24 protein-coding genes and 1 other annotated feature are annotated in these 25363 nt (G+C 46.0%); of the genes, 9 read left to right on the forward strand and 15 right to left on the reverse strand.

What is annotated here, in order from left to right:
* Positions 1-84 precede the first annotated feature (84 nt).
* A complete protein-coding gene (locus tag ACERJC_RS09680) occupies positions 85-1014 on the reverse strand; it encodes a LysR substrate-binding domain-containing protein (protein WP_373671535.1) in 930 nt (309 codons plus the stop codon).
* Between the two features lie 46 nt (positions 1015-1060).
* Positions 1061-1885 (reverse strand): SDR family oxidoreductase, encoded by an 825-nt coding sequence (locus ACERJC_RS09685; RefSeq protein WP_371896356.1) that lies wholly within the window; start codon positions 1883-1885, stop codon positions 1061-1063.
* Positions 1886-2047: 162 nt separating this feature from the next.
* Between ACERJC_RS09685 and hisL the strand changes: the two genes are divergently transcribed.
* From hisL to hisIE, 9 genes are all read left to right on the forward strand, one after another.
* Entirely contained in the window at positions 2048-2098 is a 51-nt protein-coding gene (gene hisL, locus ACERJC_RS09690) for a his operon leader peptide (RefSeq protein ID WP_001364200.1), read from the forward strand.
* Positions 2074-2196: a sequence feature (His leader region), on the forward strand. It overlaps the preceding gene by 25 nt.
* Before the next feature lie 47 nt (positions 2197-2243).
* Entirely contained in the window at positions 2244-3143 is a 900-nt protein-coding gene (hisG, locus tag ACERJC_RS09695) for an ATP phosphoribosyltransferase (protein WP_152403766.1), read from the forward strand.
* A gap of 99 nt (positions 3144-3242) precedes the next feature.
* A complete protein-coding gene (gene hisD / locus ACERJC_RS09700; RefSeq protein WP_373671536.1) occupies positions 3243-4547 on the forward strand; it encodes a histidinol dehydrogenase in 1305 nt (434 codons plus the stop codon).
* Complete coding sequence (gene hisC, locus ACERJC_RS09705; RefSeq protein ID WP_373671537.1) at positions 4544-5623, forward strand: histidinol-phosphate transaminase; 1080 nt, start codon at positions 4544-4546, stop codon at positions 5621-5623. The genes hisD and hisC overlap by 4 nt, the downstream gene beginning before the upstream one ends.
* Complete coding sequence (gene hisB / locus ACERJC_RS09710; protein WP_373671538.1) at positions 5620-6687, forward strand: bifunctional histidinol-phosphatase/imidazoleglycerol-phosphate dehydratase HisB; 1068 nt, start codon at positions 5620-5622, stop codon at positions 6685-6687. Before hisC ends, hisB begins: the two co-directional genes overlap by 4 nt.
* Positions 6687-7277, forward strand: a complete 591-nt coding sequence (gene hisH, locus ACERJC_RS09715) for an imidazole glycerol phosphate synthase subunit HisH (RefSeq protein WP_152403758.1) — start codon at positions 6687-6689, stop codon at positions 7275-7277. The genes hisB and hisH overlap by 1 nt, the downstream gene beginning before the upstream one ends.
* A complete protein-coding gene (gene hisA / locus ACERJC_RS09720; protein WP_373671539.1) occupies positions 7277-8014 on the forward strand; it encodes a 1-(5-phosphoribosyl)-5-[(5-phosphoribosylamino)methylideneamino]imidazole-4-carboxamide isomerase in 738 nt (245 codons plus the stop codon). The genes hisH and hisA overlap by 1 nt, the downstream gene beginning before the upstream one ends.
* Complete coding sequence (gene hisF, locus ACERJC_RS09725) at positions 7996-8772, forward strand: imidazole glycerol phosphate synthase subunit HisF (protein ID WP_178823429.1); 777 nt, start codon at positions 7996-7998, stop codon at positions 8770-8772. Before hisA ends, hisF begins: the two co-directional genes overlap by 19 nt.
* A complete protein-coding gene (gene hisIE / locus ACERJC_RS09730; RefSeq protein WP_373671540.1) occupies positions 8766-9377 on the forward strand; it encodes a bifunctional phosphoribosyl-AMP cyclohydrolase/phosphoribosyl-ATP diphosphatase HisIE in 612 nt (203 codons plus the stop codon). Before hisF ends, hisIE begins: the two co-directional genes overlap by 7 nt.
* Positions 9378-9431: 54 nt before the next feature.
* Here the strand turns inward: hisIE and wzzB are convergent, their stop codons facing one another.
* The 13 genes from wzzB to wcaM form a co-directional block, all read right to left on the reverse strand.
* Entirely contained in the window at positions 9432-10415 is a 984-nt protein-coding gene (gene wzzB, locus ACERJC_RS09735; protein ID WP_373671541.1) for an LPS O-antigen chain length determinant protein WzzB, read from the reverse strand.
* Positions 10416-10557: 142 nt separating this feature from the next.
* Positions 10558-11724, reverse strand: a complete 1167-nt coding sequence (ugd, locus tag ACERJC_RS09740; RefSeq protein ID WP_373671542.1) for a UDP-glucose 6-dehydrogenase — start codon at positions 11722-11724, stop codon at positions 10558-10560.
* Positions 11725-11958: 234 nt separating this feature from the next.
* Positions 11959-13365, reverse strand: a complete 1407-nt coding sequence (gnd, locus tag ACERJC_RS09745; protein WP_373671543.1) for an NADP-dependent phosphogluconate dehydrogenase — start codon at positions 13363-13365, stop codon at positions 11959-11961.
* A gap of 122 nt (positions 13366-13487) precedes the next feature.
* Positions 13488-14543 (reverse strand): glycosyltransferase, encoded by a 1056-nt coding sequence (locus ACERJC_RS09750; RefSeq protein WP_373671544.1) that lies wholly within the window; start codon positions 14541-14543, stop codon positions 13488-13490.
* 24 nt (positions 14544-14567) lie between these two features.
* Positions 14568-15584, reverse strand: coding sequence for a UDP-glucose 4-epimerase GalE (gene galE / locus ACERJC_RS09755; protein ID WP_373671545.1), 1017 nt, complete (start codon positions 15582-15584; stop codon positions 14568-14570).
* A 44-nt stretch (positions 15585-15628) separates the two neighbouring features.
* Positions 15629-16567 carry a glycosyltransferase family 2 protein gene (locus tag ACERJC_RS09760; protein WP_373671546.1) on the reverse strand — a complete coding sequence of 313 codons (939 nt, stop codon included), beginning with the start codon at positions 16565-16567 and terminating at the stop codon, positions 15629-15631.
* A gap of 23 nt (positions 16568-16590) precedes the next feature.
* Positions 16591-17775, reverse strand: a complete 1185-nt coding sequence (locus ACERJC_RS09765; protein WP_373671547.1) for an EpsG family protein — start codon at positions 17773-17775, stop codon at positions 16591-16593.
* Positions 17776-17807: 32 nt separating this feature from the next.
* On the reverse strand, positions 17808-18905 hold the full coding sequence (locus tag ACERJC_RS09770; protein WP_373671548.1) for a polysaccharide pyruvyl transferase family protein: 1098 nt from the start codon (positions 18903-18905) through the stop codon (positions 17808-17810).
* A complete protein-coding gene (locus ACERJC_RS09775; RefSeq protein ID WP_373671549.1) occupies positions 18902-20266 on the reverse strand; it encodes a Coenzyme F420 hydrogenase/dehydrogenase, beta subunit C-terminal domain in 1365 nt (454 codons plus the stop codon). Before ACERJC_RS09775 ends, ACERJC_RS09770 begins: the two co-directional genes overlap by 4 nt.
* Positions 20263-21531 (reverse strand): oligosaccharide flippase family protein, encoded by a 1269-nt coding sequence (locus ACERJC_RS09780; RefSeq protein ID WP_373671550.1) that lies wholly within the window; start codon positions 21529-21531, stop codon positions 20263-20265. The genes ACERJC_RS09775 and ACERJC_RS09780 overlap by 4 nt, the downstream gene beginning before the upstream one ends.
* Positions 21532-21668: 137 nt before the next feature.
* Positions 21669-22562 carry a GalU regulator GalF gene (galF, locus tag ACERJC_RS09785; RefSeq protein WP_373671551.1) on the reverse strand — a complete coding sequence of 298 codons (894 nt, stop codon included), beginning with the start codon at positions 22560-22562 and terminating at the stop codon, positions 21669-21671.
* Positions 22563-22805: 243 nt separating this feature from the next.
* Positions 22806-23801, reverse strand: a complete 996-nt coding sequence (locus ACERJC_RS09790) for an NAD-dependent epimerase/dehydratase family protein (RefSeq protein ID WP_373671552.1) — start codon at positions 23799-23801, stop codon at positions 22806-22808.
* 152 nt (positions 23802-23953) lie between these two features.
* Positions 23954-25357: a colanic acid biosynthesis protein WcaM gene (gene wcaM, locus ACERJC_RS09795; protein WP_373671553.1), complete on the reverse strand. Its 1404-nt coding sequence runs from the start codon at positions 25355-25357 to the stop codon at positions 23954-23956.
* Positions 25358-25363 lie beyond the last annotated feature (6 nt).

A 25363-nucleotide genomic window follows, 5' to 3' on the forward strand; every position in this document is an offset into this window, starting at 1 on the left:
GTCATTTTTTGCAAGCGGCGCATTGTGCACTAAAATGAGGCGAAAAGACAAGAGAATGAGAGGCTTGTCGTGAACTATTTTTTCTTAAATGTTTGATTTGTTTGTCTCGTCTTTTGTGTAGACGCCAGCAATAGCACTATTTGCTAAAATTGCATCCCGCCACCAGGCGCTGGCAAGCCCCGCCGTCTGCTCATTCCATCCCATCCACACCGGTTCAAAGAGCATTTGTGCTACCACTTTTTTCTCGATCAGCGCCCCACTTTCCAGGAAGCGCTGTGCCAGATAGCGTGGAAGATAACCGCAACCCAGACCGCTGATTTGCAGTTCCAGTTTGGTTTTAAAATCGAAGACGGTGATCGCCTCCTGGTCATCAAGCAGTTGCGTCGCCGATGCAGAAGAGAGAGACGAACTGTCACCGACCACAATTGCGCGATAGCGTTTGATGGTACTGCGGCTCAACGGCTCTGCCTCCTGAGCCAAAGGATGGTGCGGCGCGACAGCGAAGACCTGTTCCAGTTCGCCCAGACGCGCAACGCTAAAGTCGCTGGATGAGGGCGGTTCATGCATCGCACCGACAATAATGTCCGCCCTGCCCTGGGTCAGCGCATCCCACGATCCTCCCAGCACGCCGTTAATGAACTTCAGACGCGTGACGCTGTGATGTTGATAAAAAGATTCAATCAGTGGGGCAAGCAGAGAAAAGGGGAACGTATCGTCTACGCCAATCACCAGCTCATTTTCCCAACCTTCGTGGAGTTTAATTGCCTGCTTTTCCAGTTCCCGCACGGTATGCAGGACTTCGCGCCCTTTTTCCAGCAGCATTTGCCCGGTACGCGTGAACCGGGCGCGATGGCCGCTGCGATCGAGGATCTGAATGTTGAGGTCGCTTTCCAGGCGGTGGACGGTATAGCTGAGTGCAGACGGCGTCTTATACAGTTTGGCCGACGCGGCCGCAAAGCTGCCCTCTTTTTCAAGGGCATCGAGAATGATGAGCACATCCAGCAGTGGTTTCATACACGCCCCCTTGCGGTGTATGGCGACTAACTGCTGGAGGTAAGCATTACTCCAACGGCATCACCAGCGGATCGGGATACTGGTATTCAAACCCAAGCTCATTACAGATCCGGCTGCCATCTATAATTTTACCTTTACCGTTATCCATGGAATCACGGAACTGCGGCGGTTCCATTCCCAGCAGACGCGCCATCTGCGGATAGAATACATTGCGGGCAGGATGCGAAGGCGCACATATATTATAGATGTGTCCCCCTTTTGGTGCCTGTAACAACAGGGTAATGGCGGCAATGACATCTTCCAGATGAACCAGATTGACGCCGTGCTCGCCGTCAGGGGCTGTTTTACCGGCGAAAAAGCGACCCGGATGACGTCCAGGCCCTACCAGTCCGGCCAGACGCAGAATATCGACCGACGTACCCGGTAAATTATGCAACCAGTCTTCCAGTTCTTTTAACACGCGACCGCTGGCGGTGACCGGATTACGCGCCGTTCCCTCTTTCACTGTCCCCTGCACGTCACCATAGACGGAGGTCGAACTGGTAAAGATAATGCGCGGAATACGGTAAGCCAGCGCGCTGTCCACCAGCTCCTGCATGGCCTGCAGATAGAACTCTTCGCCAGGACCACTGCGACGGGCTGGTAAAGTAATCACCAGCGCATCAACATCCATCAGCGCATCCAGGTCATCTGTTTCGCACACCAGTTCAGGCTCGAGCCGTAGCGGATACCCTTCGATCCCGCTCATTCTGGCCGCTTCCACGCCATCCTGGGTGGTTTTGCTCCCCGTCACCCGCCAGCCCCTGGCAGTGAGCGACATCGCCAGCGGCATGCCTAACCATCCTAAACCGACAACTGCGACCTTTTTCATCCGTTTTCTCCTGACTCCAGCACTATGTCTATAAGGCTACGCCAGCGTTTTAAGACTGACAATTCATACTATAAATAGGAATTAAAAAAAGCGCTTGCTTTAAAGCGTTAAAGTGGTTTAGGTTAAAAGGCATCAAATGAATAAGCATTCATCGAGAATTTTATGACACGCGTTCAATTTAAACACCACCATCATCACCATCATCCTGACTAGTCTTTCAGGCGATGTGTGCTGGGAGACATTCAGATCTTCCAGTGGTGCATGAACGTATGAGAAAGCCCCCGGAAGATTTCTTCCGGGGGCTTTTTTTTTGGTGCGCAATTCAGACAGGTTCAGACAGGATAAAGAGGAAAAGAGAATGTTAGATAACACCCGTTTACGCATAGCTATTCAGAAATCAGGTCGTTTGAGCGATGACTCACGCGAATTACTCGCTCGCTGCGGGATTAAAATTAACTTACACACCCAGCGCCTGATTGCGATGGCAGAGAATATGCCGATTGATATTCTGCGTGTGCGTGACGACGATATCCCCGGTCTGGTGATGGACGGCGTCGTTGACCTGGGCATCATCGGTGAGAACGTTCTGGAAGAGGAATTGCTGAACCGACGCGCCCAGGGCGAAGATCCGCGCTACTTTACCCTGCGTCGTCTCGACTTCGGTGGTTGTCGTCTTTCTCTGGCCACGCCCGTTGATGAAACCTGGGATGGCCCCGCCGCGCTGGATGGCAAACGCATCGCCACCTCTTATCCCCACCTGCTCAAACGTTATCTCGACCAGAAAGGTGTCTCCTTTAAATCCTGTCTCCTGAACGGTTCTGTGGAAGTGGCCCCACGCGCTGGACTGGCCGATGCCATCTGCGATCTGGTCTCGACCGGCGCAACGCTGGAAGCCAACGGTCTTCGCGAAGTGGAAGTGATTTATCGCTCTAAAGCCTGCCTGATCCAGCGTGACGGCGAGATGACCGACGCCAAGCAGCAACTGGTCGATAAGCTGCTGACCCGAATTCAGGGCGTTATCCAGGCGCGCGAATCGAAGTACATCATGATGCACGCGCCAAGCGAGCGTCTGGAAGAGGTGATCGCCCTGCTGCCGGGCGCGGAACGTCCAACCATTCTGCCGCTGGCCGGCGATCAGCAGCGTGTGGCAATGCACATGGTCAGCAGCGAAACCCTGTTCTGGGAGACCATGGAGAAACTGAAGGCGCTCGGCGCCAGCTCGATTCTGGTGCTGCCGATTGAGAAGATGATGGAATAATTGCACGCGACGGCGCCCGGTGGCGCATTCGCTTACCGGGCCTACGGGTTCAGTAGGTCGGATAAGCAAGGCGTCATCCGACATAAAAAGGAAAGTGACATGAGCTTTAGCACAATCATTAACTGGAACACCTCTTCCCCAGAGCAGCAGCGTGAATTACTGATGCGCCCGGCGATTTCCGCGTCTGACAGCATCACTCGTACCGTGAGCGAGATTCTGGATAACGTCAAAGCCCGTGGCGATGACGCCCTGCGCGAATACAGCGCAAAGTTTGATAAAACTGAGGTTGCGGCGCTGAAGGTGACCGCAGAAGAGATAACCGCCGCCAGCGCACGACTGAGCGACGATCTCAAGCAAGCCATGGCCGTCGCGGTGCAAAACATTGAGACCTTCCACAACGCGCAAAAATTACCGCCCGTCGATGTGGAAACCCTGCCAGGAGTACGCTGCCAGCAGGTGACGCGCCCGGTGGCGTCCGTCGGTTTATATATTCCAGGAGGCTCCGCCCCGCTCTTTTCTACCGTACTGATGCTTGCCACACCGGCACGCATTGCGGGCTGTAAAAAGGTGGTGTTGTGTTCTCCTCCGCCGATTGCCGATGAAATTCTCTACGCGGCACAACTGTGCGGCGTGCAGGACGTCTTTAACGTCGGCGGCGCGCAGGCCATTGCCGCGCTGGCATTTGGCAGCGAATCCGTGCCGAAGGTGGACAAAATTTTTGGCCCAGGAAACGCGTTTGTGACCGAAGCGAAGCGCCAGGTCAGCCAGCGTCTCGACGGTGCAGCGATTGATATGCCAGCCGGTCCTTCCGAAGTGCTGGTGATTGCTGACAGTGGCGCAACGCCAGATTTCGTCGCCTCCGATCTGCTTTCACAGGCGGAGCACGGCCCGGACTCACAGGTGATTCTGCTGACCCCGGATGCCGATATCGCCCGTCGCGTTGCCGAAGCCGTTGAACGTCAACTGGCTGAACTTCCGCGTGCAGAAACGGCGCGTCAGGCGCTCAGCGCCAGTCGGCTGATAGTGACGAAGGATTTGGCGCAATGTATTGCCATCTCTAATTTGTATGGCCCTGAGCACTTAATTATCCAGACCCGCAATGCCCGTGAAATGGTTGATGAGGTTACCAGCGCCGGTTCAGTGTTCCTTGGCGACTGGTCACCGGAATCGGCGGGCGATTACGCCTCCGGAACGAACCATGTGCTGCCGACCTACGGCTATACGTCCACCTGTTCCAGCCTCGGACTGGCGGATTTCCAGAAGCGCATGACGGTTCAGGAACTGTCTAAAGCGGGATTCTCCGCGCTGGCTTCAACCATTGAGACACTGGCGGCGGCTGAGCGCCTGACCGCTCACAAAAACGCCGTCACCCTGCGCGTCAACGCCCTGAAGGAGCAAGCATGAGCACTGAAAACACGTTCAGCGTCACCGACTTAGCCCGTGAAAACGTCCGCAATCTGACGCCGTATCAATCTGCTCGTCGTCTGGGCGGCAACGGCGACGTCTGGCTCAATGCCAACGAATTCCCGACGGCGGTTGACTATCAACTCACCCGGCAAACGCTGAACCGTTACCCGGAATGCCAGCCGAAAGCGGTGATTGAAAATTATGCGCAGTACGCCGGGGTCAAACCGGAGCAGGTGTTGGTCAGTCGTGGCGCAGATGAAGGTATTGAGCTGCTTATCCGCGCTTTCTGCGAACCGGGGAAAGACGCCATTCTCTTCTGTCCGCCCACCTATGGGATGTATAGCGTCAGCGCCGAAACCATTGGCGTCGAGTGCCGCACCGTCCCCACGCTCGCCGACTGGCAGCTGGATATGCAGGGCATTTCTGACAATCTGGATGGCGTGAAGGTTGTTTACGTGTGCAGCCCCAATAACCCCACCGGACAGCTGATTAATCCGCAGGATCTGCGCACGCTGCTGGAACTGACGCGCGGCAAAGCCATTGTGGTCGCCGACGAGGCCTATATCGAGTTCTGCCCGCAGGCAACGCTGGCGGGTTGGCTTTCCGAGTACCCTAACCTGGTCATTCTGCGCACGTTGTCCAAAGCGTTTGCCCTCGCCGGTCTGCGCTGTGGCTTTACGCTGGCCAACGAAGAGGTGATTAACCTGTTGCTGAAGGTGATCGCCCCTTATCCGCTATCCACGCCCGTCGCTGACATCGCCGAACAGGCGCTCAGCCCACAGGGCATCAACGCCATGCGCGAACGCGTGGCGCAGATCCTGCTTGAGCGCCAGTACCTGGTGAATGCGCTTAAAGAGATTGCCTGCGTTGAACAGGTTTTCGACTCCGAGACCAACTACATTCTGGCGCGCTTCACCGCCTCCAGCAGCGTATTTAAATCTTTGTGGGATCAGGGCATTATCTTACGAGACCAGAACAAACAACCTTCTTTAAGCGGCTGTCTGCGTATTACTGTTGGTACCCGTGAAGAAAGCCAGCGCGTCATTGACGCTTTACGTGCGGAGCAAGTATGAGCCAGAAGTATCTCTTTATCGATCGTGATGGAACCCTGATTTCCGAACCGCCGAGCGATTTCCAGGTGGATCGCTTTGACAAGCTCGCCTTCGAGCCAGACGTTGTGCCGGTGCTGCTGAAGCTGCAAAAAGCGGGCTTTAAGCTGGTGATGATCACCAATCAGGACGGTCTGGGAACGCCGAGTTTTCCACAGACGGATTTCGACGGCCCGCACAATCTGATGATGCAAATCCTGACCTCTCAGGGCGTGCTGTTTGATGAAGTGCTGATCTGCCCGCATCTGCCCGCAGACGAGTGCGACTGCCGTAAGCCAAAAGTGAAGCTGGTCGAACGTTACCTCGCTGAGCAGACAATGGACAGCGCCAACAGCTACGTCATTGGCGATCGCGCTACCGATATCCAACTGGCTGAAAACATGGGCATTACCGGGCTCCGTTACCATCGCGAGACGCTGAACTGGACGGCAATTGGCGAGCAACTGACGAAACGCGATCGCTACGCCCACGTTGAGCGCATAACCAAAGAGACGCAGATTGACGTCAAAGTGTGGCTGGACCGTGAAGGCGGCAGCAAAATTAACACCGGCGTCGGCTTCTTTGACCATATGCTCGATCAAATTGCGACACACGGCGGGTTCCGCATGGAGATTACCGTCAAAGGCGATCTCTATATCGACGATCACCACACCGTGGAAGACACCGGTCTGGCGCTGGGTGAAGCGTTAAAACTGGCGCTCGGCGATAAACGTGGCATCAACCGTTTTGGCTTTGTGCTGCCAATGGACGAATGCCTGGCGCGCTGCGCACTGGATATCTCCGGACGTCCGCACCTCGAATACCGTGCCGAGTTCGCCTATCAGCGCGTCGGCGATCTGAGTACCGAGATGATCGAACACTTCTTCCGCTCACTCTCCTACACCATGGGTGTGACGCTGCATCTGAAGACCAAGGGCAAAAACGACCATCACCGTGTGGAAAGCCTGTTCAAAGCCTTCGGTCGTACTCTGCGCCAGGCCATCCGTGTTGAAGGTGATACCCTTCCCTCCTCCAAAGGAGTGCTGTGATGAACGTGGTGATCCTCGACACCGGCTGCGCCAACCTGAACTCAGTGAAATCCGCCGTCGCGCGCCATGGTTATTCCCCGGTGGTCAGTCGCGACCCGGATGTGGTCTTACGCGCAGATAAACTGTTTCTGCCCGGCGTCGGCACGGCGCAGGCGGCAATGGATCAGTTACGCGAGCGTGAACTGATCGATCTGATTAAAGCCTGTACCCAGCCGGTGCTGGGCATCTGTCTCGGCATGCAGATCCTCGGACGGCGTAGTGAAGAGACACGGGGCGTCGATATGCTCGGCATCATCGAGCAGGATGTACCTAAGATGACTGACGTCGGTCTGCCATTACCGCATATGGGCTGGAACCGCGTTTATCCGCAGGCCGGGAATCGTCTTTTTCAGGGCATCGAGGATGGGGCGTATTTCTACTTTGTGCACAGCTACGCCATGCCGGTCAATCCGTGGACCATCGCCCAGTGCCACTACGGCGAACCGTTCACTGCTGCCGTGCAAAAAGATAACTTCTTCGGCGTGCAGTTCCACCCGGAGCGCTCCGGTGCCGCTGGCGCGCAGTTGCTGAAAAACTTTCTGGAGATGTGATGATTATTCCGGCTTTAGATTTGATCGACGGTACCGTCGTGCGTCTCCATCAGGGCGATTATGCGCAACAGCGTGATTACGGCAGCGACCCGCTACCGCGTTTGCAGGATTACGCGGCACAGGGTGCCGAAGTGTTACATCTGGTTGATTTAACGGGTGCGAAAGATCCGGCAAAACGGCAGATCCCACTGATTAAAACCCTGGTCGCGGGCGTGAACGTACCGGTTCAGGTGGGCGGAGGCATACGCACCGAAGACGACGTCGCCGCGCTGCTGGCAGCGGGTGTCGCTCGCGTGGTGGTCGGCTCCACGGCGGTAAAATCGCCGGAAATGGTGAAAGGCTGGTTCGAGCGTTTTGGAGCCGACGCGCTGGTCCTCGCACTGGATGTCCGTATTGATGAGCAGGGAAACAAGCAGGTCGCCGTAAGTGGCTGGCAGGAGAACTCCGGCGTTTCGCTCGAAGAACTGGTAGAAACCTATCTACCGGTGGGCCTGAAACATGTGCTCTGTACGGATATTTCTCGCGACGGCACGCTGGCGGGCTCAAACGTCTCTTTGTATGAAGAGGTGTGCAAAAAATATCCACAGGTGGCCTTTCAGTCCTCTGGCGGGATCGGTGATATCAACGACGTCGCCGCATTGCGCGGAACTGGCGTGCGCGGCGTGATCGTCGGACGTGCGCTGCTGGAGGGTAAATTCACCGTTAAGGAGGCGATCCAATGCTGGCAAAACGTATAATCCCATGCCTCGACGTTCGCGACGGTCAGGTCGTGAAAGGCGTGCAGTTCCGCAATCACGAAATCATCGGAGACATCGTCCCGCTGGCAAAACGCTATGCCGATGAAGGCGCCGATGAGTTGGTGTTCTACGATATCACCGCGTCCAGCGACGGCCGTGTGGTCGATAAAAGCTGGGTTTCGCGCGTCGCGGAAGTGATCGACATCCCTTTCTGCGTGGCGGGTGGGATTAAGTCGGTCGACGATGCGGCCAAAATTCTCTCGTTTGGCGCAGATAAAATCTCCATCAACTCGCCAGCGCTGGCTGACCCGACGCTGATTAGCCGTCTGGCGGATCGTTTTGGCGTGCAGTGTATCGTGGTCGGTATCGATACCTGGTATGATGCGCAAACCGGCAAGTATCATGTCAATCAGTATACCGGCGATGAAAGCCGCACCCGCGTCACCACCTGGGAAACCCTCGACTGGGTGCAGGAAGTGCAAAAGCGCGGTGCCGGCGAAATAGTCCTTAACATGATGAACCAGGACGGCGTGCGTAACGGCTACGACCTGGAGCAGTTGAAAAAAGTGCGCGCAGTATGCCGCGTGCCGCTGATCGCCTCCGGTGGCGCAGGCACCATGGAACATTTCCTTGAGGCCTTCCGCGATGCCGATGTCGACGGTGCGCTTGCCGCCTCCGTCTTCCACAAGCAAATCATTAATATTGGTGAATTAAAAACGTACCTGGCAACACAGGGCGTGGAGATCAGGATATGTTAACAGAGCAACAACGCAGCCAACTGGACTGGGAAAAAACCGACGGACTGATGCCTGTCGTCGTGCAGCACGCGGTGTCCGGTGAAGTGTTGATGCTGGGATATATGAACCCAGACGCGCTGGATAAAACCCTTGCAACCGGCAAAGTCACCTTCTTCTCACGCACCAAACAGCGCCTGTGGACCAAAGGCGAGACGTCAGGAAACTTTCTGAACGTCGTCAGCATTGCGCCAGATTGTGATAACGATACCCTGCTGGTGCTGGTGAATCCTGTCGGCCCCACCTGCCATAAAGGCACCAGCAGCTGCTTTGGCGACACCAGCCACCAGTGGCTGTTCCTGTATCAGCTTGAACAACTGTTAGCCGAGCGCAAAACGGCCGACCCGGCGAGTTCCTATACCGCGAAACTCTATGCCAGCGGCACCAAGCGTATCGCCCAAAAAGTGGGTGAAGAAGGTGTCGAAACCGCACTGGCCGCCACGGTGCATGACCGATTCGAACTGACCAATGAAGCGTCGGATTTGATGTATCACCTGCTGGTTCTGCTGCAGGATCAGGATCTCGACCTGACAACGGTCATTGAGAATCTGCGCAAGCGGCATCAGTGATCTTAAGGCGTAAAAAACCGGGCAAAGCCCGGTTTTTTTATTATATAAATCAGGTTACTGCGCTTTTGGCTTGTAGTTACGCAGCGCATTGCGTCCCAGTACCACACCAGCGCCAACCATTCCACCGAGCAGTACCGCCAGTACCAGCGTAATCGCTTTTTTCGGACTGTCGCGACGAATTGGTAACGTCGGTTTCATCACGTAGCGGTAAGCATGAATGCTGTCCGTATCGACCTTCAGCGCCTTAACCGATAACAGGTTCTGACGGGTCAGGTAATAGTCATCAGAGAACGTTAACGGCCGAGTCGCTTCATTATTTACCATCGATGAAAGCGCATCGCTACCCAACATAAACATGGTGTCAGGGGAAACTTGATCGGTCAGTTGAATCTTAGGAAGTTTAATATTTGCCTGCTTTGCAACGGACAGTGCCTGGTTGATCTGCGCAATATTGAGTGCTTTTTGTTCCCTTGCGACCTTTTCCTGCGCTTCAAGTGAATGCTCTAAATCAGAAGTACGAGTTTTAATACTCATCGCGAGGTCAGTATTGATTTCTTTAGAGACCGCTTCATCGACCTGTTGAATATACTGGGCCAACGTTTTTTGGGCTTCTTCAGCGGATATTCCCTGATAGGTGACTTTCAACGGAAGAGGCTGACCTTTCACTGATGCATCGATTGTCAATTTTTCTGGTTCTTCCTGATTATCGAGCGTTTCAGAAAGCGCGGAAAATGCCGAGTTAAAACGCCCAATAACACCGGACTGAACATCATTCACTTTCGGCGCATCCTGACCGTAGAGGATACTCATGGCATTGGTATAGGTCGCTAACTGGCCTGCATCAGGCTGAGTGATTATCGCCGTCGAGGTCCATTTCTCTTTCGCTACCACCAAGTAACCCGCAGCCAGAACGATAGCTACAATAGTACAGATGATTATTGTCACTTTTTCTCGCCACAATTGCACAACTAAATCAATTAAATCAATCTGTTCCGGTTCGTTGCTACGCCCGGACATGTTGTTATTTTCCACTGTCATCACTGCCCTAAATAAGAAAGCTCTAATCCCGCCACAGTGTATCGGGAAACGTAATTTATGCTATAGGAAATTTTATATGATAGTGAAAATTCTGGTAGGTTTTACCCCATTGTCAGGGAATCCGTTCCCTCTGGCTTACAGGTCAATCACTCCCAAAGAGGTCCCGGGTATAGACTTTTTCGGACACATCTTTGAGTTCCTCTGCCATACGGTTCGAGATGATTACGTCCGCCTGTTGCTTAAACTGCGTTAAATCACGCTCGATACGAGAGTTAAAAAACGCCTCTTCCTGCATCACCGGCTCATAAATCACCACTTCAATACCTTTAGCTTTAATACGTTTCATGATCCCCTGAATGGAAGATGCGCGGAAGTTATCCGAGCCGCTCTTCATAATCAGACGATAAATCCCCACGACTTTTGGCCTTCTGGCAAGAACGGCATCGGCGATAAAGTCTTTGCGGGTGCGGTTGGCATCAACGATAGCGGAAATAATATTGTTCGGTACTGAGTGATAATTAGCCAGAAGCTGCTTGGTGTCTTTTGGCAAGCAATAACCGCCGTAGCCAAATGAGGGATTGTTATAGTGGTTGCCAATACGTGGATCCAGACAAACACCTTCGATGATCTGACGGGTATTTAAACCTAAACTTTCAGCGTAGCTATCGAGCTCGTTAAAATAGGCAACGCGCATCGCCAGATAGGTGTTGGCAAAAAGCTTGATCGCTTCCGCTTCGGTGGAATCTGTAAACAGCGTTGGGATATCTTGCTTTACTGCCCCTTCCTGAAGCAAAGCAGCAAAACGCTCAGCTCTTTCTGAACGTTCGCCGATGACAATACGAGACGGATGCAGATTGTCATAAAGCGCTCTGCCTTCACGCAGAAACTCGGGGGAAAAAATGATATTTTGCGTTTTAAACTTCTTCTTCATCGCTGCGGTAAATCCAACCGGTACGGTGGATTTAATAATCATCACAGCGTCTGGATTAATTGCGCTTACATCCTCAATCACTGACTCTACGCTGGAAGTATTGAAGTAATTTGTTTTTGGATCATAATCGGTTGGCGTTGCAATAATAACGTAATCCGCGTTTCGATAGGCATCCTGTTTATCTAACGTAGCCTTAAATTTAATTGTCTCCGACTTTAAGAACTGCTGAATTTCTTTATCAACAATCGGAGATATCCGATCATTCAACATTTCGACACGAGAAGGGATGATGTCTAACGCAACAACATCATGATGCTGTGCGATTAGCAGACCATTGGACAGGCCAACATACCCGGTACCGGAGATGGTAATTTTCATTGCATGCTCTCAGAATTAACTTAATTAGACATCATGATGTATTCGCATCCTGACACGTTATTATTGTTTTAGCGTCTGAGCGAATAATGTGTCAATGAAGCCTAATACAATTAGGATTTTCTTTATCATCCTAAATGGATAATATTAAGTTAATATTAAGCAATGGAGATTATGCAATAAGAATCAGGATAAAAAAAGCCCGGTCAAAACCGGGCTTTTTGACAAACAATGTACTTAATCCATCCATTCAGTATGGAAAACACCTTCTTTATCAGTACGCTTATAGGTATGCGCACCGAAGTAATCGCGTTGCGCCTGGATCAGGTTAGCCGGCAATACCTCTGCACGGTAGCTGTCGTAGTAGGCAATGGCGGCGGAGAAAGTGGGTACCGGAATGCCATTCTGTACGGCGTAGGCGACGACATCACGCAGCGCCTGCTGATACTCATCAGCAATATTCTTGAAGTACGGATCCAGCAGCAGATTGGCAATATTCGCATTCTTCGCATAGGCATCAGTGATCTTCTGCAGGAACTGCGCACGAATAATGCAGCCTGCACGGAAAATCTTCGCGATCTCACCGTAGTTCAGATCCCAGTAGTACTCATCAGACGCCGCACGCAACTGAGAGAAGCCCTGCGCATAGGAAACGATTTTACCGAGGTACAGCGCGCGGCGTACTTTCTCAATAAACTCAACTTTATCACTCGCAGGTTGCGCTTTCGGACCTGTCAGGACTTTAGACGCCGCAACACGCTGGTCTTTCAGCGAGGAGATATAACGCGCAAAGACCGATTCAGTAATCAGCGACAGCGGTTCACCGAGATCCAGAGAGCTCTGGCTGGTCCACTTGCCGGTACCTTTGTTAGCCGCTTCGTCAAGAATGACATCAACAAGGTATTTACCCTCTTCATCTTTTTTGGTGAAGATGTCTTTAGTGATGTCAATGAGGTAGCTGCTCAGCTCACCATTGTTCCACTCAGTAAAGGTGCTGGCCAGCTCTTCATTAGAGAGATTCAGACCACCTTTCAGCAAGGAATAGGCCTCAGCAATAAGTTGCATGTCGCCATATTCAATGCCGTTGTGAACCATCTTCACATAGTGGCCTGCGCCATCAGCGCCGATGTAAGTCACGCAAGGCTCGCCGTCTTCAGCGACAGCCGCGATCTTAGTCAGAATCGGCGCTACCAGCTCGTACGCTTCTTTCTGTCCGCCAGGCATGATAGACGGCCCTTTCAGCGCGCCCTCTTCGCCACCGGAAACACCGGTACCGATGAAGTTAAAGCCTTCGGCAGAAAGCTCACGGTTACGACGAATAGTGTCCTGGAAGAAAGTATTGCCGCCATCAATGATGATGTCGCCTTTATCCAGGTACGGTTTCAGAGAATCAATGGCAGCATCGGTACCCGCGCCCGCTTTCACCATTAACAGGATACGACGAGGCGTTTCGAGGGATTCAACAAACTCTTTCACCGTGTAGTAAGGCACCAGTTTCTTGCCCGGGTTCTCGGCAATCACTTCTTCGGTCTTTTCACGGGAGCGGTTGAACACGGAGACGGTATAACCACGGCTTTCGATGTTGAGCGCCAGGTTGCGCCCCATCACTGCCATACCGACGACGCCGATCTGTTGCTTAGACATTACATACTCCTGTCAGGTGTGGTCACCGCGCGACGTATGCGCGGCTTGAATGTGAGTAAATCTTACAGCAGAGGAAAAGTAATGACCAGATCTTGGGGTCTGCATCGTCCGATTTTCTATTGCTAACCTTTATATAAGTTGATGTAGTCATCCTTCAGATTGTTTAAATTAAAGTGATGTGAGACTTTATTTGCAGTAAGTCTATATTCATTATAATGAGTCTGCATATCCTCAATAGCCAATAAAACTGCTTCAATACTGTTTCCAAATAAGATTCCGTTTTTTTCGCCATCTCGCTCATATATTAATTCACTACAACCGCCAACATCGCTTAATAATAATGGCAAACCAACAACCCCTGCTTCTATAGCGGACATTGGGAGTCCCTCACTATCTGAAGCCAAAATAAAAGCATCATAAGCCCCGTAGTTACTAAACCCTTTAAGCTCACCAAGAAAATTAATATTACCACTGTTTCTATACTTTATCCTAAGCGCCTCGAGGTACTCACCACCGCCAATAAAAGACATATCAATGCCTTCTTTGTTGCACAATGCTTCAGCAAGCAATTCAGGTCTCTTTGGATATGTCATCCGCCCAACAAAAACCAGTCTTAATGGCCCTGAATGATTGTTGACTGGGTTAATCACTGTTTCAGCAGGAAGAGTAGCATTATTTATAAGTGCTAGTTTACACTCTTTTATACCTATTACTTTAATGGCATTTTTCCTGTCATTATCTGAGACACATAAAATAGAATCAGAAAGATAAGACAGCCATCGTTCAATTAGACAGTAAATTTTTTGCGCTCGACCGCCATTATATATACACGACCACCCATGTGAGACATAAATAGCACGATGCTTCCAAATCAACTTAGAAAGACGAGCATATAAACCAGCATTTGCCGAATTACTGACAACAATATCAGCTTTGATTTTTTTTAAAACTTTAGAAATATAGAATATGTTTAGTATATTTTTTACACTTGTTAAACTTGGGATAAGAAATGTTTTATCATCATGAAATTGCTCCGTTAGCCATCCTTTTTCTGAAGTAATAAGATAGATATTAAAATAATCATCAAGAATCGTTTTTTGCTCGCTTACCCATTTTTGGGCACCGCCAACTTCTGATTTCGTAATTACAAAGACAAGATTTTTTTTGACAGCATTCATTTAGTTACCATATAATCAGATAATTTATTTTCCGTATCCATTAGGGTTGTCAGACTGCCATTTCCAAGCATCTTGAATCATTTCAATTATTCCTCTTTTAGCCTTCCAACCTAGTTCAATATTTGCCTTTGAACTATCAGACCAACACTCTGCAATATCACCTTTTCTACGAGGGACTAATTTGTATGGAATTTTAATTCCAGTAACACTTTCGAAAGTGTGGATAATCTCTAAAACTGAATATCCTTTTCCAGTTCCCAAATTATAGATTTGGAGACCATTAGAGCACGAAACCTTAGATAAGGCTTGTACATGAGCTTCAGCAAGGTCCATTACATGAATATAATCTCGAACACCTGTACCATCATGAGTTGGGTAATCAAATCCATATACTTTCAAATAAGGTAAAGTGCCAATTGCAACCTGAGTTAAATAGGGCATCAGATTATTTGGTATTCCGTTGGGCTGCTCGCCAATATTACCGGATTCGTGTGCTCCAATAGGGTTAAAGTATCGCAATATCGTGATTTTCAGTTGCTCATGGGCCCCTGATATATCATTGAGCATTAGCTCCATGAATAATTTTGAACTCCCATATGGATTTGTAGTTCCGCCTATAGAAGTTGATTCGCTTATTGGATAACTAGTTTGTTTACCATAGACAGTTGCCGAGGAACTGAAAATAAAGTTGTTAACATTATTTCTTATCATACATTTCAATAATGTCAGGGTACCTGAAACATTATTTGAATAATATTCAATCGGCTTTTGAATCGATTCACTTATTGACTTTAATCCAGCAAAATGAATCACCGCTGTGATATTATTATTACCAAAGATATTATCTAATGTTTTCTCGCAACAAGAATCACCTTCATAAAAAGTAATTTTCTGACCAGTCATGGACTCAACTCTACGCAAAGGCTCAATTGTTGAATTTGAAAAATTATCTAATACAACAACCGAATACCCTTGGGAAACCAAAGAGTACACAGTATGGACTCCAATGTATCCGCATCCACCAGTCACTAATATAGACATATGTTCACCCGTTTGTTAGTTATATGCTCAAGAATAAAACCCATTTATGAACTCTGTATTTTATTTCTTAATTTCCTAAGTATTCTCAATAGAGTTGGGTTAAGTATTTTGCCTAGAACACCAAGATATATATAATATGATAAACTAACCTGTTTTATAGCAGTTAAATACTTAGAATATGTCTCTAAATCCTTTATGGATAAAGAATAAAGTGCATTAACAAATATATTTTTTTTAAGGAACGTATTTAATGATTTAATCATTTCATTGGACAGTACATTTTTTTCATCTGGGTGTTCATAGAAATACTTAACATGATATAAAATATCATTACTAACTCTGGCTGCAGTTCTATTTTCAGCATTCCTTCGAATGACTACCTGAGGATCCCCAGAGTATGCTACTTTCCCAAGCATCGACATTTTTAGCCACACGTAAATATCTTCCCCGAGTTTCACATCACGTGGAAATCCTCCCATTTGTTGAAATAGCAATTTATTAACGCAAACAGAAGATGAATTAATAAGACCTCTGGAACAAGAGTAATCGTAATAGAAATCGTTTAATACTCCTATATAATCTTTCGAATATTTGTTCTTTGGTATGAATGTAGTTCCATCTTCTAATATTTCAATGTAACACGAGGAATACAGTGCACATTGTGGATGCAAAGTAATCAGATTGGCTATTTTTTCCAGATGAGCAGACTTCCAATAATCATCTGCATCTAGTAGACACACATATTCAGATTTTGCTGCCTCTATACCAATATTTCTTGCTACTGATACCCCTGAATTTTTAATGTTAATAAATCTGATTCTCTTATCATTAAATTCGCTGACTACATACTCACTTCCATCAGTCGAACCATCATTCACTATAATTAATTCAAACTCTGCATAGCATTGATTTAATACCGATGTAATCGTTGATTTGATCGATTCTTTTTTATTAAATAACGGGATTACAACTGAAAGTAACATCACAGTCTCCAGCAGATTATCAATTAGTAGAGATAATAAAACGGTTCAAATGAAAAAAATGGATATCTAGACCAGAAAGGATCTATAGAATTTCCGAACAGGTTCAATTTCTCCACAATAAATAACGAGAAATAAATCAGCATAAAATATGTTGTCAAAGAAGGATAAAGTTTGTATATATACATATATACAAAATAACCATATATATATAGTAATATGAAATTAATTCTCTCCGGTCCCAAAGGGACCCCCAGGAAACCAATATATGAAAGACAACTAAATATCGCGATAATTTTCCAGTAATTATTGTCAATTTTGTTCCAGAATAGCATCATCGTAATTGTTAATGGGAAAATTAATATTGCAAATCTTTTAGATGTAAAACTAAACTCTGTCGCTGTCATCAAATAAAAATTCAACTTATTTGCGCCGGGTAATCCCTCACCTATCTCAGATAAAAATTTGAGCACAAAATATAAATTTAATTTTATGATTATCATTAAAATAAAAATTATAATTATGTGACGTAGCCTTATTTTGCTGTGGAATTTCTTTAAGAATAAATAAAACAATCCTAGAGGCAGTGATGTCAAATGAAATAGCGTAGCTATCGCTAAAAACAAAAGACTTTTTTTACCCGACGTCGATATTGCAAACAGTAGTATTACAGTCGATATTGCCTGTCTTTGTAAATATCCATATGTTTGAATTGATGCAAATAGAATAATTATCGCAGCGATTATTCCTATCTGACTATGTAACACATTTTTGAAAGCATATCTGAGCATCCATACATATAGAAGAAAGAGACATATTGACGTATTAATTACAGCAATACTTACCGGTGATAAATTAGCCGTACATTTTGATATAAGCAAATATATAAATGGCCATCCTACTTCAATGCCTCCTGAGAAACCGAAAATTTCGCTATAATAACCAGATGAGAGAGCTTTATATACCATGAAATAATGACTTAGATCATGATCTAGTTCATCAGTATAATTTCTCGATGCGACAATTATCAAAACAGAAATAAATGCTAGCAATATTAAACATTGCCGATAATAGCCAATAAGGTACTTTGACATTGTAAGTAAGGTAAAAATTGCAATGGCAAAACTGACAACCGGCGAAAAAGGAATGGATAATAAACTTGTACCGCCCAATACAAGGATTAATTTATGAGAAAGTGGGGCTGTATGCATTTAAATATGTTATCTCTAATTAGTTTTTGGAATTATTTGAGACTATCGACCAAATAATTTAATGACTTTTCACGCCAAGCCTCGACAATTTGATTAACTCTCGAATAGTCAATATCGTTTAAAAAAACATTAGATAAGTCAGTACTACTTGTTATGTTTTCTGGGTAAACAAGTCGTTCTTCAAGTCCCACCAACATTAAGAGAGAAATAAAGCGACTTAACCCTCTTGATTTGTTCCCTATAGCTATAAAATTCTTGTTAAATATTATTGAGAATACCATGCCATGAAATGAATCTGTTATTACATATTCTGCATTCTTAAACGCCTGAACCCATTCGGCAAGTGTATAATATTTATTATCACCATGTATGTCTTTTTCTGACATTATCCCTAGCTTATCTTTAACTATAGATGAATAAACTCTCGCTGTTTCTTCTTCATCAAGAATATATTTAAGTAAATAGCCTGTTTCATGATTCGAAGAATGTGCTGAAAGCAGATCATCATAAAATGATAAATCAAGCATAGTGGGATCGAGGACGTGTACTACAGATTCTATAGAAAACTCATCTCGACAAATATCTATTCCTGAATCTTCACGTACTGAAATTGCATCAAATTGTTTAAGTAAAGACTTGGTTAATTGTCTTCTGTCTTCATGTTTCCAACTATCAACCCCAAATGAAGCTGCATATGATATTTTTTTACATTTTTCGCCATCATAAAAATCTAAAAAATAGGCTGAGTACATATCATTATTAATATAATCATAGCGCCAGACCTGATCACTACCTACGATCATAGCGTCCAAAAGTAGTGTTTTACTTTCATTTTTGAATTCATCTAAATTCTCAATCTTTTTAGTATATTTACATATATATTTATGAATGGTTTTTTTATTTTGTTTTTCTTTAATAAATCTCTCACGAATACCACGGATGTTCTGAAATGGGAGCCGAGCTAAAATATATAACAAAAAGCGTCTTGTCGGTTTTAATGAAGGTCTTATATCAATTAGAGTTACTTCATGCCCCATTTTTCTTAGGACAAAAATTAGCGACAAGCATTGCAGGATGCCTCCATAATTAGCAATCAATGGTAACGTGAGTAGTCCTATTTTTTTATTCATTTTACACCTTTTTTCTTCAAATAATTAGCGACGTAATATATATATTTAATGCCATTTTTAATTAATGACTTAGTTAGAATCCTATACTTAACTTCATAGAATGCCATATTAAAAAAGAAAAATATTAAATTATTCTTCTTTTTAGCCTCAAGAAATATTGCATGTGATTTATTTGAAATAATTTTTCTTATGCGATAGATTTCCTTGCGCTCTTCGTCAACTTCTGGAGGTAGTAAAAAATCTCTTTTCTGTGGATGCCATTTTTTTTCAAGATCTGCATCCTTAATTCTTACTAAAAGCCCTTCCTGTCGATGTCTATAATTGCCTGCCTGAGCATGTATAACATCATCAACGTCAATATGCTCTAAAAATAGTCGCTGCGCACTAGCTCCCTCTTTTAAAAGAGTCGATATTTCAAGGTTCCTAGATAATACTATGTTGGTCCCTTTTGAATCTGAGACATACTTTGGAAGCCATGCATCTCCGAAGACAACATCGGCAACTTCAGCGGCTATATCATCACACCATTCACATGCTTCAGGTTTGAATAATCCTAATCCCCAATCTGTTCCGTATAAATGTCCCGTTTGAGCCATCCTTTCAACGCCGCTTGATGATGTAACTTTAATATTATAGCGACTGGCCGTCCCAGATGAATTTTTGACACGAAAATTTATACTGCTAAGGTTTGCGGGTAGTATGCCTTGTTGCCAAGAGAGAAGCTCAGAAAATGCTTTTGTCTTGAGGTGTCCACAAAATATGCCAATAAAATATTTCAAAGAAATATTTAATTCTTCATTTTTCTTACACAGGAGACGGATCGCTTTTATATAACAAGGTATTCCAACCACAGCATATTTCTTTTCTGTATTAATATTTTCTAGCGCATTATCAAATCTCGTTGGGTAATATTGTGAACGAGTTTTTACTTTAATCTCTTCAATAGATTCGGATATTGAATAAGAATATAACTGTTCATTACTTTTTGATAGTCCAACATGAATTACTCCATCGATTAGTTTTTTTGACATTAACTCGACAAGTAACCATGTAGTAAGACCTCCCGAACTAGCATTTTCCCTATATTTTCCCTCGCTAGCAAAACCAGCAAAAATTTCATGGTAATAACCGACTTTTTGATGGAAATGCAGACTTTCAATGCCCTCATATAATGAATTTGCTATACTCGATTCATTGTGGTGAGTCGAGAACGGACATATTTCATCATCAAGTTCATTGATATTCCCTTTCGGTGCAAGTGCTCCATATTCATCCCATTCCAGCGTAACATTGTTATTTTTATAAGAGCATGCTCCGCATCCTATGCAGTAGTTATTCTTTATTACTTTCTGAATGCTCATTTACTCGCCTCCAAAAAAACAATACTTTTATAATTATATGCTACGCATATGAACAGATTACTTAGAATTGTCGCAAGAACTCCGGCATAAACACCAATATGCTTGTAAAAGAGAAAAAAGCTAATTAGACTTATGATACTCGCGATAGACATTATTTTCACTTTAGCTCGCATGTTATCTTTAGTAACAAGGATTGCACCTGAGTTACTTGCCAAATAAATAATTGGGATACTAATTGCCATTAATTGGATTAATTCAACCGCATCAATATATTTCTGACCAAATAAAAATGAAATTATAAACGGAGATAAAAAATATATAATGCACGTGATTATAACCCCGAATAAAAACATTAAAATATTACCATACTTATAAACTATCTTAAGTTTGGAAACATCCTGATAGGCCCATCGATGCAGTTTTGGAAGTAGATATTTTTGATATATCACTGTTGGAAATAAGATAGCTGCAGATATAAATAGAAATGCAACGCTGTAATACCCTGCATCTTCAGTAGAAATAAAGTATTTAACAAGAACAATATTAACTTGATAATAAACCATGTAGAAAACACCAGAGATTCCAAAAATAGCGGATTCCTTAATCATCTCGAGTATATCAACGATTGGGGGTTTAATTAATTCTTTTTTAGCATGTCCTTTTAAATAAATATCCTTCTTAAGAAGACGTTTCAACACCCCATAAGTTACAATCACCATTAAAACGGATATCAGTGCGTATCCTGCAGAAATATTATTGATGGAAACTTCATTAAAAACCAAGCAAATAATAATTAGCACGCAAAAGCGTAAAATATATACTGAAGTTTGTACTACAGAAACAGCCATATAGTTTTCTTCTAGCTGATAAACTGCACCCAATAGTTCTATTAAAACTTGAGAAAGTACGATAAATGATAATAAAAATAATAATTTTTGATGATAATATTCTGTATATAAGAACCAACCTGAGAGAACAATAATTATGATGGATGTTGTGAACAGTGTAAATGTTAAACCGGGAATAAGGAATCTAACACCTCCCCATCCTTCACTTCCAAACGCTTTCAACCAAAACTGTGGTATTCCGAAGCCACATAATGGTGCAACAGTCATTGTTAAATAAAAAGCTGAAGAAAAAATGCCAAAATCACTCGGTGACATATGTTTTGCAAGCATGAATTGCGTGGCAAAATTTAACAATGCCGTTAATAGGGTACCAACGGCTAATATAATCATATGGCCAGCTGCCTTGTTTTTACGCATTTAAAATTCCACGCTACCGCCCCTGGCTTATCAGTTACCAGTGCACTATCTATAAAAAAGAAAAGCAGTACCTGATTAGAAATTCTTATAAGGCTACTGCTTAGATGTCAGCTTATTAATCCGCTAATTAAATCAAACTAATTGCTTATTATTTTTACAATACTATCCCTGAACTTCGCCCCCTCTTTCAGGTTGCGCAGCCCATACTTCACAAACGCCTGCATGTAGCCCAATTTTTTACCGCAGTCATAGCTGTCGCCGGTCATCAACATGGCATCTACAGACTGTCTTTTCGCCAGTTCTGCAATCGCATCGGTCAACTGGATACGGCCCCAGGCACCCGGTTCAGTTCTTTCCAGTTCAGCCCAGATATCCGCAGAGAGGACATAGCGCCCTACCGCCATGAGATCAGAATCCAGCGTCTGCGGCTGATCCGGTTTTTCAATAAACTCGACGATGCGACTCACCTTGCCTTCATTATCCAGCGGATCTTTCGTCTGAATGACGGAATACTCGGAAAGGTCACCCGGCATACGTTTCGCCAGAACCTGGCTACGCCCTGTTTCTTCAAAGCGAGCAACCATCGCGGCGAGGTTATAACGCAATGGATCGGCACTGGCAGTATCGATAATGATATCAGGCAATACAACCACAAAAGGGTTATCGCCAATTGCCGGACGCGCGCAAAGAATGGAGTGACCCAGCCCCAGAGGCTGCGCCTGGCGTACGTTCATGATGGTCACGCCAGGGGGACAGATAGACTGTACTTCTGCCAGCAACTGACGCTTCACGCGCTGCTCAAGCAGTGACTCTAGTTCATACGAGGTATCAAAATGGTTCTCAACGGCATTTTTAGACGCGTGAGTCACCAGGAGGATTTCTTTGATCCCTGCTGCCACAATTTCGTCAACGATGTATTGAATCATTGGCTTGTCGACGATCGGGAGCATCTCTTTGGGAATCGCTTTTGTGGCAGGCAACATGTGCATACCTAGTCCAGCTACCGGGATAACTGCTTTTAAATTCGTCATTATCTTTCCTACCTTTGAATGGCTGATGAAGTCTGGGCCTTCGCCATGTGCTAATCGGCGCCAGGCTTCCTTCTCGCTTGGTATGATCGAAATCTCACCATTAAGACAAAATGTCTTCTCACACTACACTTCATCAACGTGAGGTTTAACTCAGATAACTCGGAAAACTTTCTCAGCTAACAATACCTTAGCCGCTTTCCGAATTATCGTAGGTAGCTGTGCAGACTCTATAAAGTCAAAGTTTTACTCAGAAATAAATGTAATGTCGTCTTTCTTAACGTGGACAAACTCGAACTTTAACGTTCTGTCCAGTCCCTGAGAAAGTGTGTAGGGCGCAACAAATCCTGAAGAGTGAACCTTAGTCGCATCGAACTGCGTGGTAGCGCAGAACTTTTTGACGCGAACAGAGCTCACTGCAAATTTCTTCCCGGTGAGTTTACTCAGGACATCAAAGCAGTACCCCCCAAGCATGCCTAACGGATACGGCAGATGAACTGAAGGGATCTTTTTATTCAGACTCTGTTCAACTTCCGTTACAAGCTGGTTCATGTTGAGATCTGGTTTATCTACATAATTGTAGACTTCATAGCCGGGATGCACATTCTTAAGCTTATACTTAATGAATTCAACGATGTTGCCAACATAAGCCATCGACTTGTAGTTCGTGCCAGATCCAACCATCATGAATTTACCGCCCGCAATCTGCTTCAGCAGATTATAAACATTGCCGCGGTTACGCTCACCAAATATCACCGTTGGACGAACGATGGTCAGTGACCGCTCATCAGGTGCTTTTGCATGCCATTCACGAAGCACTTCTTCAGCCTGCCACTTACTTTTACCATAGTGGTTGAAGGGGTCGTGTGGATGCGTTTCATCAGGGTTATTTTTGTTCAGACCATATACAGCAACAGAACTCGTAAAAATGATGTTATTGACACCATTTTTCTCCATGGCAGCAAGAACATTGCGCGTCCCCTGGACATTGACATCATAGTAAAGAGAGGTGGGACTCACATCATCGCGATGCTCAGCCGCCAACAGGACTACGGTATCAAAACCCGAAAGCACCTGATCCAGTGATTCTTGATCGCGAACATCACCAATTTGTGTGATTTCCGGATAGAAATGGCTTTGCTGTTTATCCAGATTTTTGATGTTAAAGTCAGCAACGGCGGTTTCAAGGAGGCGCGTTCCAACAAACCCGGAGGCTCCGATGAGCAAAACGTTATCGTTCATAAATCACTTAGTCTGGTTATTAAGACAAAAACACAAGATAAAGATGAGAACCTTCCCTGAGTAGTCAGCGCTGCCCAGCCCCAGCTTTAACGGTAATTTCGCAATTATAATCTTTTAACACATGATATCCAGTAAGATTATGGCGGGTTGCATCACCCCCTCCCCTCCGGTAGCCGGAAGTTGATCGCATCAACATTCACTACATGATGGTTTATCCGGTCGATATCCACTGAACTTTGCCCTTTCTCATTCACCGCGTGCACGTTCGCCAGCGACAGCAACGTGTCGTCTTTTGCCATGAACTTGCCGCGTACGTCTTTACGCAGGTCAAAGTGCATTTTCAGCGCCGGACCGGTTGCTGATTCCTGCATCACCTTGATATTGCGCAGAAAGAGATGCTGGGGCTGATTGTGCAACTCCAGCGTCGCCCGCTTCATCTCGATGTTGGTCAGTGCAACGAAAGAGGTCGCATTACCCGACGAAATTTGAATGCCGCGCAATGTGTATTCAAGCTGCGTGTTATCGAGGGAGATATTATTGAGTTTGAAATTTTGTGGGATGGAGAGATATTTCCCTTTGACCACGCCATAGCCAATGAGCATCCCGGCACTGTCGACCATGTTGATATTATCAATCACAAAATTATCGCAGCCGTAAATGGCGACCGTCGCATTGTCAATGCCCGCCTTCTTGCTGAAATCCGGGGTGATGTTCTTCGCCTTAACATTGCGAATAACAAAATGTTTGCCGTTTTCGACATGCACCAGCTGCCGACAATCTGATCCGGTAATGTTGGTAACCACAAAGTTTTTGACCGTCTGCTGTTCGGGATAGGTGTTGTCATAAGTGCTCCCCGCGAGCCCAATGCCTATCCCCCAATTAATCTTGCCGTTGGTACAGTTGATCCGTTCAATAACGTGGTCGGAAATCAGGATATTGCTGTCGTTAATCGCGACGTTCCATTCGATGGCGTCCCCCTGCAAATCACTGAAGCGACAGTGAGTAATACGTGCACCGTCAACCTGATTGTGGAACCCCTGGCGCAGTATCGCGTAATTGGCCTGGGTCACGGTGAGATTATCAATGACCAGATTGCGCATCACGCGCGGCTTTTTCCCGCCGATATAAATTTGTGTCACCGGCCCGAAACCGCTCATCGTAAGACCGGTAATTGCGCAGTCGGAACCGCGGACATCCAGCGTGATATTGTGCAGGCTGCCGCCCTTCTCTCCAGTCACCTGGCAGGCATCCTGGAGCACAAAGCGACCGCGCCCGTTGCCGCTCAGACGGCCCAGCACATGCAGCGTTTTGCCCGGTGGAATAACAATGCCGGTATTGATGTTCTCACACACCAGTCCCGCCGGCACCACGACGGTCCCGGCGTCGTTAAAGGCCTGTTTAAACGAGGCAATCCAGTCTTTCGCATCGTAATCCTGAATGTTGACGGTTTTACGGGACGCAATAGCGCAGGCAAAGGGAGAATGGAGGACAGGAAGTACGGCAAGCGCGGAGCTTGCCGTCAGGAAGGTACGTCGGGAGAGTGTTTTCTCTGGCATACAACC

This window comes from Citrobacter telavivensis, assembly GCF_041807075.1.
In the GTDB taxonomy this organism is placed as follows: Bacteria; Pseudomonadota; Gammaproteobacteria; order Enterobacterales; family Enterobacteriaceae; genus Citrobacter_A; species Citrobacter_A telavivensis.

Bases quoted from the DNA above. Each gene is read 5' to 3' on its own strand.
- ACERJC_RS09680 (WP_373671535.1), bottom strand. From the start codon at position 1,014: ATGAAACCACTGCTGGATGTGCTCATCATTCTCGATGCCCTTGAAAAA.
- ACERJC_RS09685 (WP_371896356.1), bottom strand. From the start codon at position 1,885: ATGAAAAAGGTCGCAGTTGTCGGTTTAGGATGGTTAGGCATGCCGCTG.
- hisG (WP_152403766.1), top strand. From the start codon at position 2,244: ATGTTAGATAACACCCGTTTACGCATAGCTATTCAGAAATCAGGTCGT.
- hisD (WP_373671536.1), top strand. From the start codon at position 3,243: ATGAGCTTTAGCACAATCATTAACTGGAACACCTCTTCCCCAGAGCAG.
- hisC (WP_373671537.1), top strand. From the start codon at position 4,544: ATGAGCACTGAAAACACGTTCAGCGTCACCGACTTAGCCCGTGAAAAC.
- hisB (WP_373671538.1), top strand. From the start codon at position 5,620: ATGAGCCAGAAGTATCTCTTTATCGATCGTGATGGAACCCTGATTTCC.
- hisH (WP_152403758.1), top strand. From the start codon at position 6,687: ATGAACGTGGTGATCCTCGACACCGGCTGCGCCAACCTGAACTCAGTG.
- hisA (WP_373671539.1), top strand. From the start codon at position 7,277: ATGATTATTCCGGCTTTAGATTTGATCGACGGTACCGTCGTGCGTCTC.
- hisF (WP_178823429.1), top strand. From the start codon at position 7,996: ATGCTGGCAAAACGTATAATCCCATGCCTCGACGTTCGCGACGGTCAG.
- hisIE (WP_373671540.1), top strand. From the start codon at position 8,766: ATGTTAACAGAGCAACAACGCAGCCAACTGGACTGGGAAAAAACCGAC.
- wzzB (WP_373671541.1), bottom strand. From the start codon at position 10,415: ATGACAGTGGAAAATAACAACATGTCCGGGCGTAGCAACGAACCGGAA.
- ugd (WP_373671542.1), bottom strand. From the start codon at position 11,724: ATGAAAATTACCATCTCCGGTACCGGGTATGTTGGCCTGTCCAATGGT.
- gnd (WP_373671543.1), bottom strand. From the start codon at position 13,365: ATGTCTAAGCAACAGATCGGCGTCGTCGGTATGGCAGTGATGGGGCGC.
- ACERJC_RS09750 (WP_373671544.1), bottom strand. From the start codon at position 14,543: ATGAATGCTGTCAAAAAAAATCTTGTCTTTGTAATTACGAAATCAGAA.
- galE (WP_373671545.1), bottom strand. From the start codon at position 15,584: ATGTCTATATTAGTGACTGGTGGATGCGGATACATTGGAGTCCATACT.
- ACERJC_RS09760 (WP_373671546.1), bottom strand. From the start codon at position 16,567: ATGTTACTTTCAGTTGTAATCCCGTTATTTAATAAAAAAGAATCGATC.
- ACERJC_RS09765 (WP_373671547.1), bottom strand. From the start codon at position 17,775: ATGCATACAGCCCCACTTTCTCATAAATTAATCCTTGTATTGGGCGGT.
- ACERJC_RS09770 (WP_373671548.1), bottom strand. From the start codon at position 18,905: ATGAATAAAAAAATAGGACTACTCACGTTACCATTGATTGCTAATTAT.
- ACERJC_RS09775 (WP_373671549.1), bottom strand. From the start codon at position 20,266: ATGAGCATTCAGAAAGTAATAAAGAATAACTACTGCATAGGATGCGGA.
- ACERJC_RS09780 (WP_373671550.1), bottom strand. From the start codon at position 21,531: ATGCGTAAAAACAAGGCAGCTGGCCATATGATTATATTAGCCGTTGGT.
- galF (WP_373671551.1), bottom strand. From the start codon at position 22,562: ATGACGAATTTAAAAGCAGTTATCCCGGTAGCTGGACTAGGTATGCAC.
- ACERJC_RS09790 (WP_373671552.1), bottom strand. From the start codon at position 23,801: ATGAACGATAACGTTTTGCTCATCGGAGCCTCCGGGTTTGTTGGAACG.
- wcaM (WP_373671553.1), bottom strand. From the start codon at position 25,357: ATGCCAGAGAAAACACTCTCCCGACGTACCTTCCTGACGGCAAGCTCC.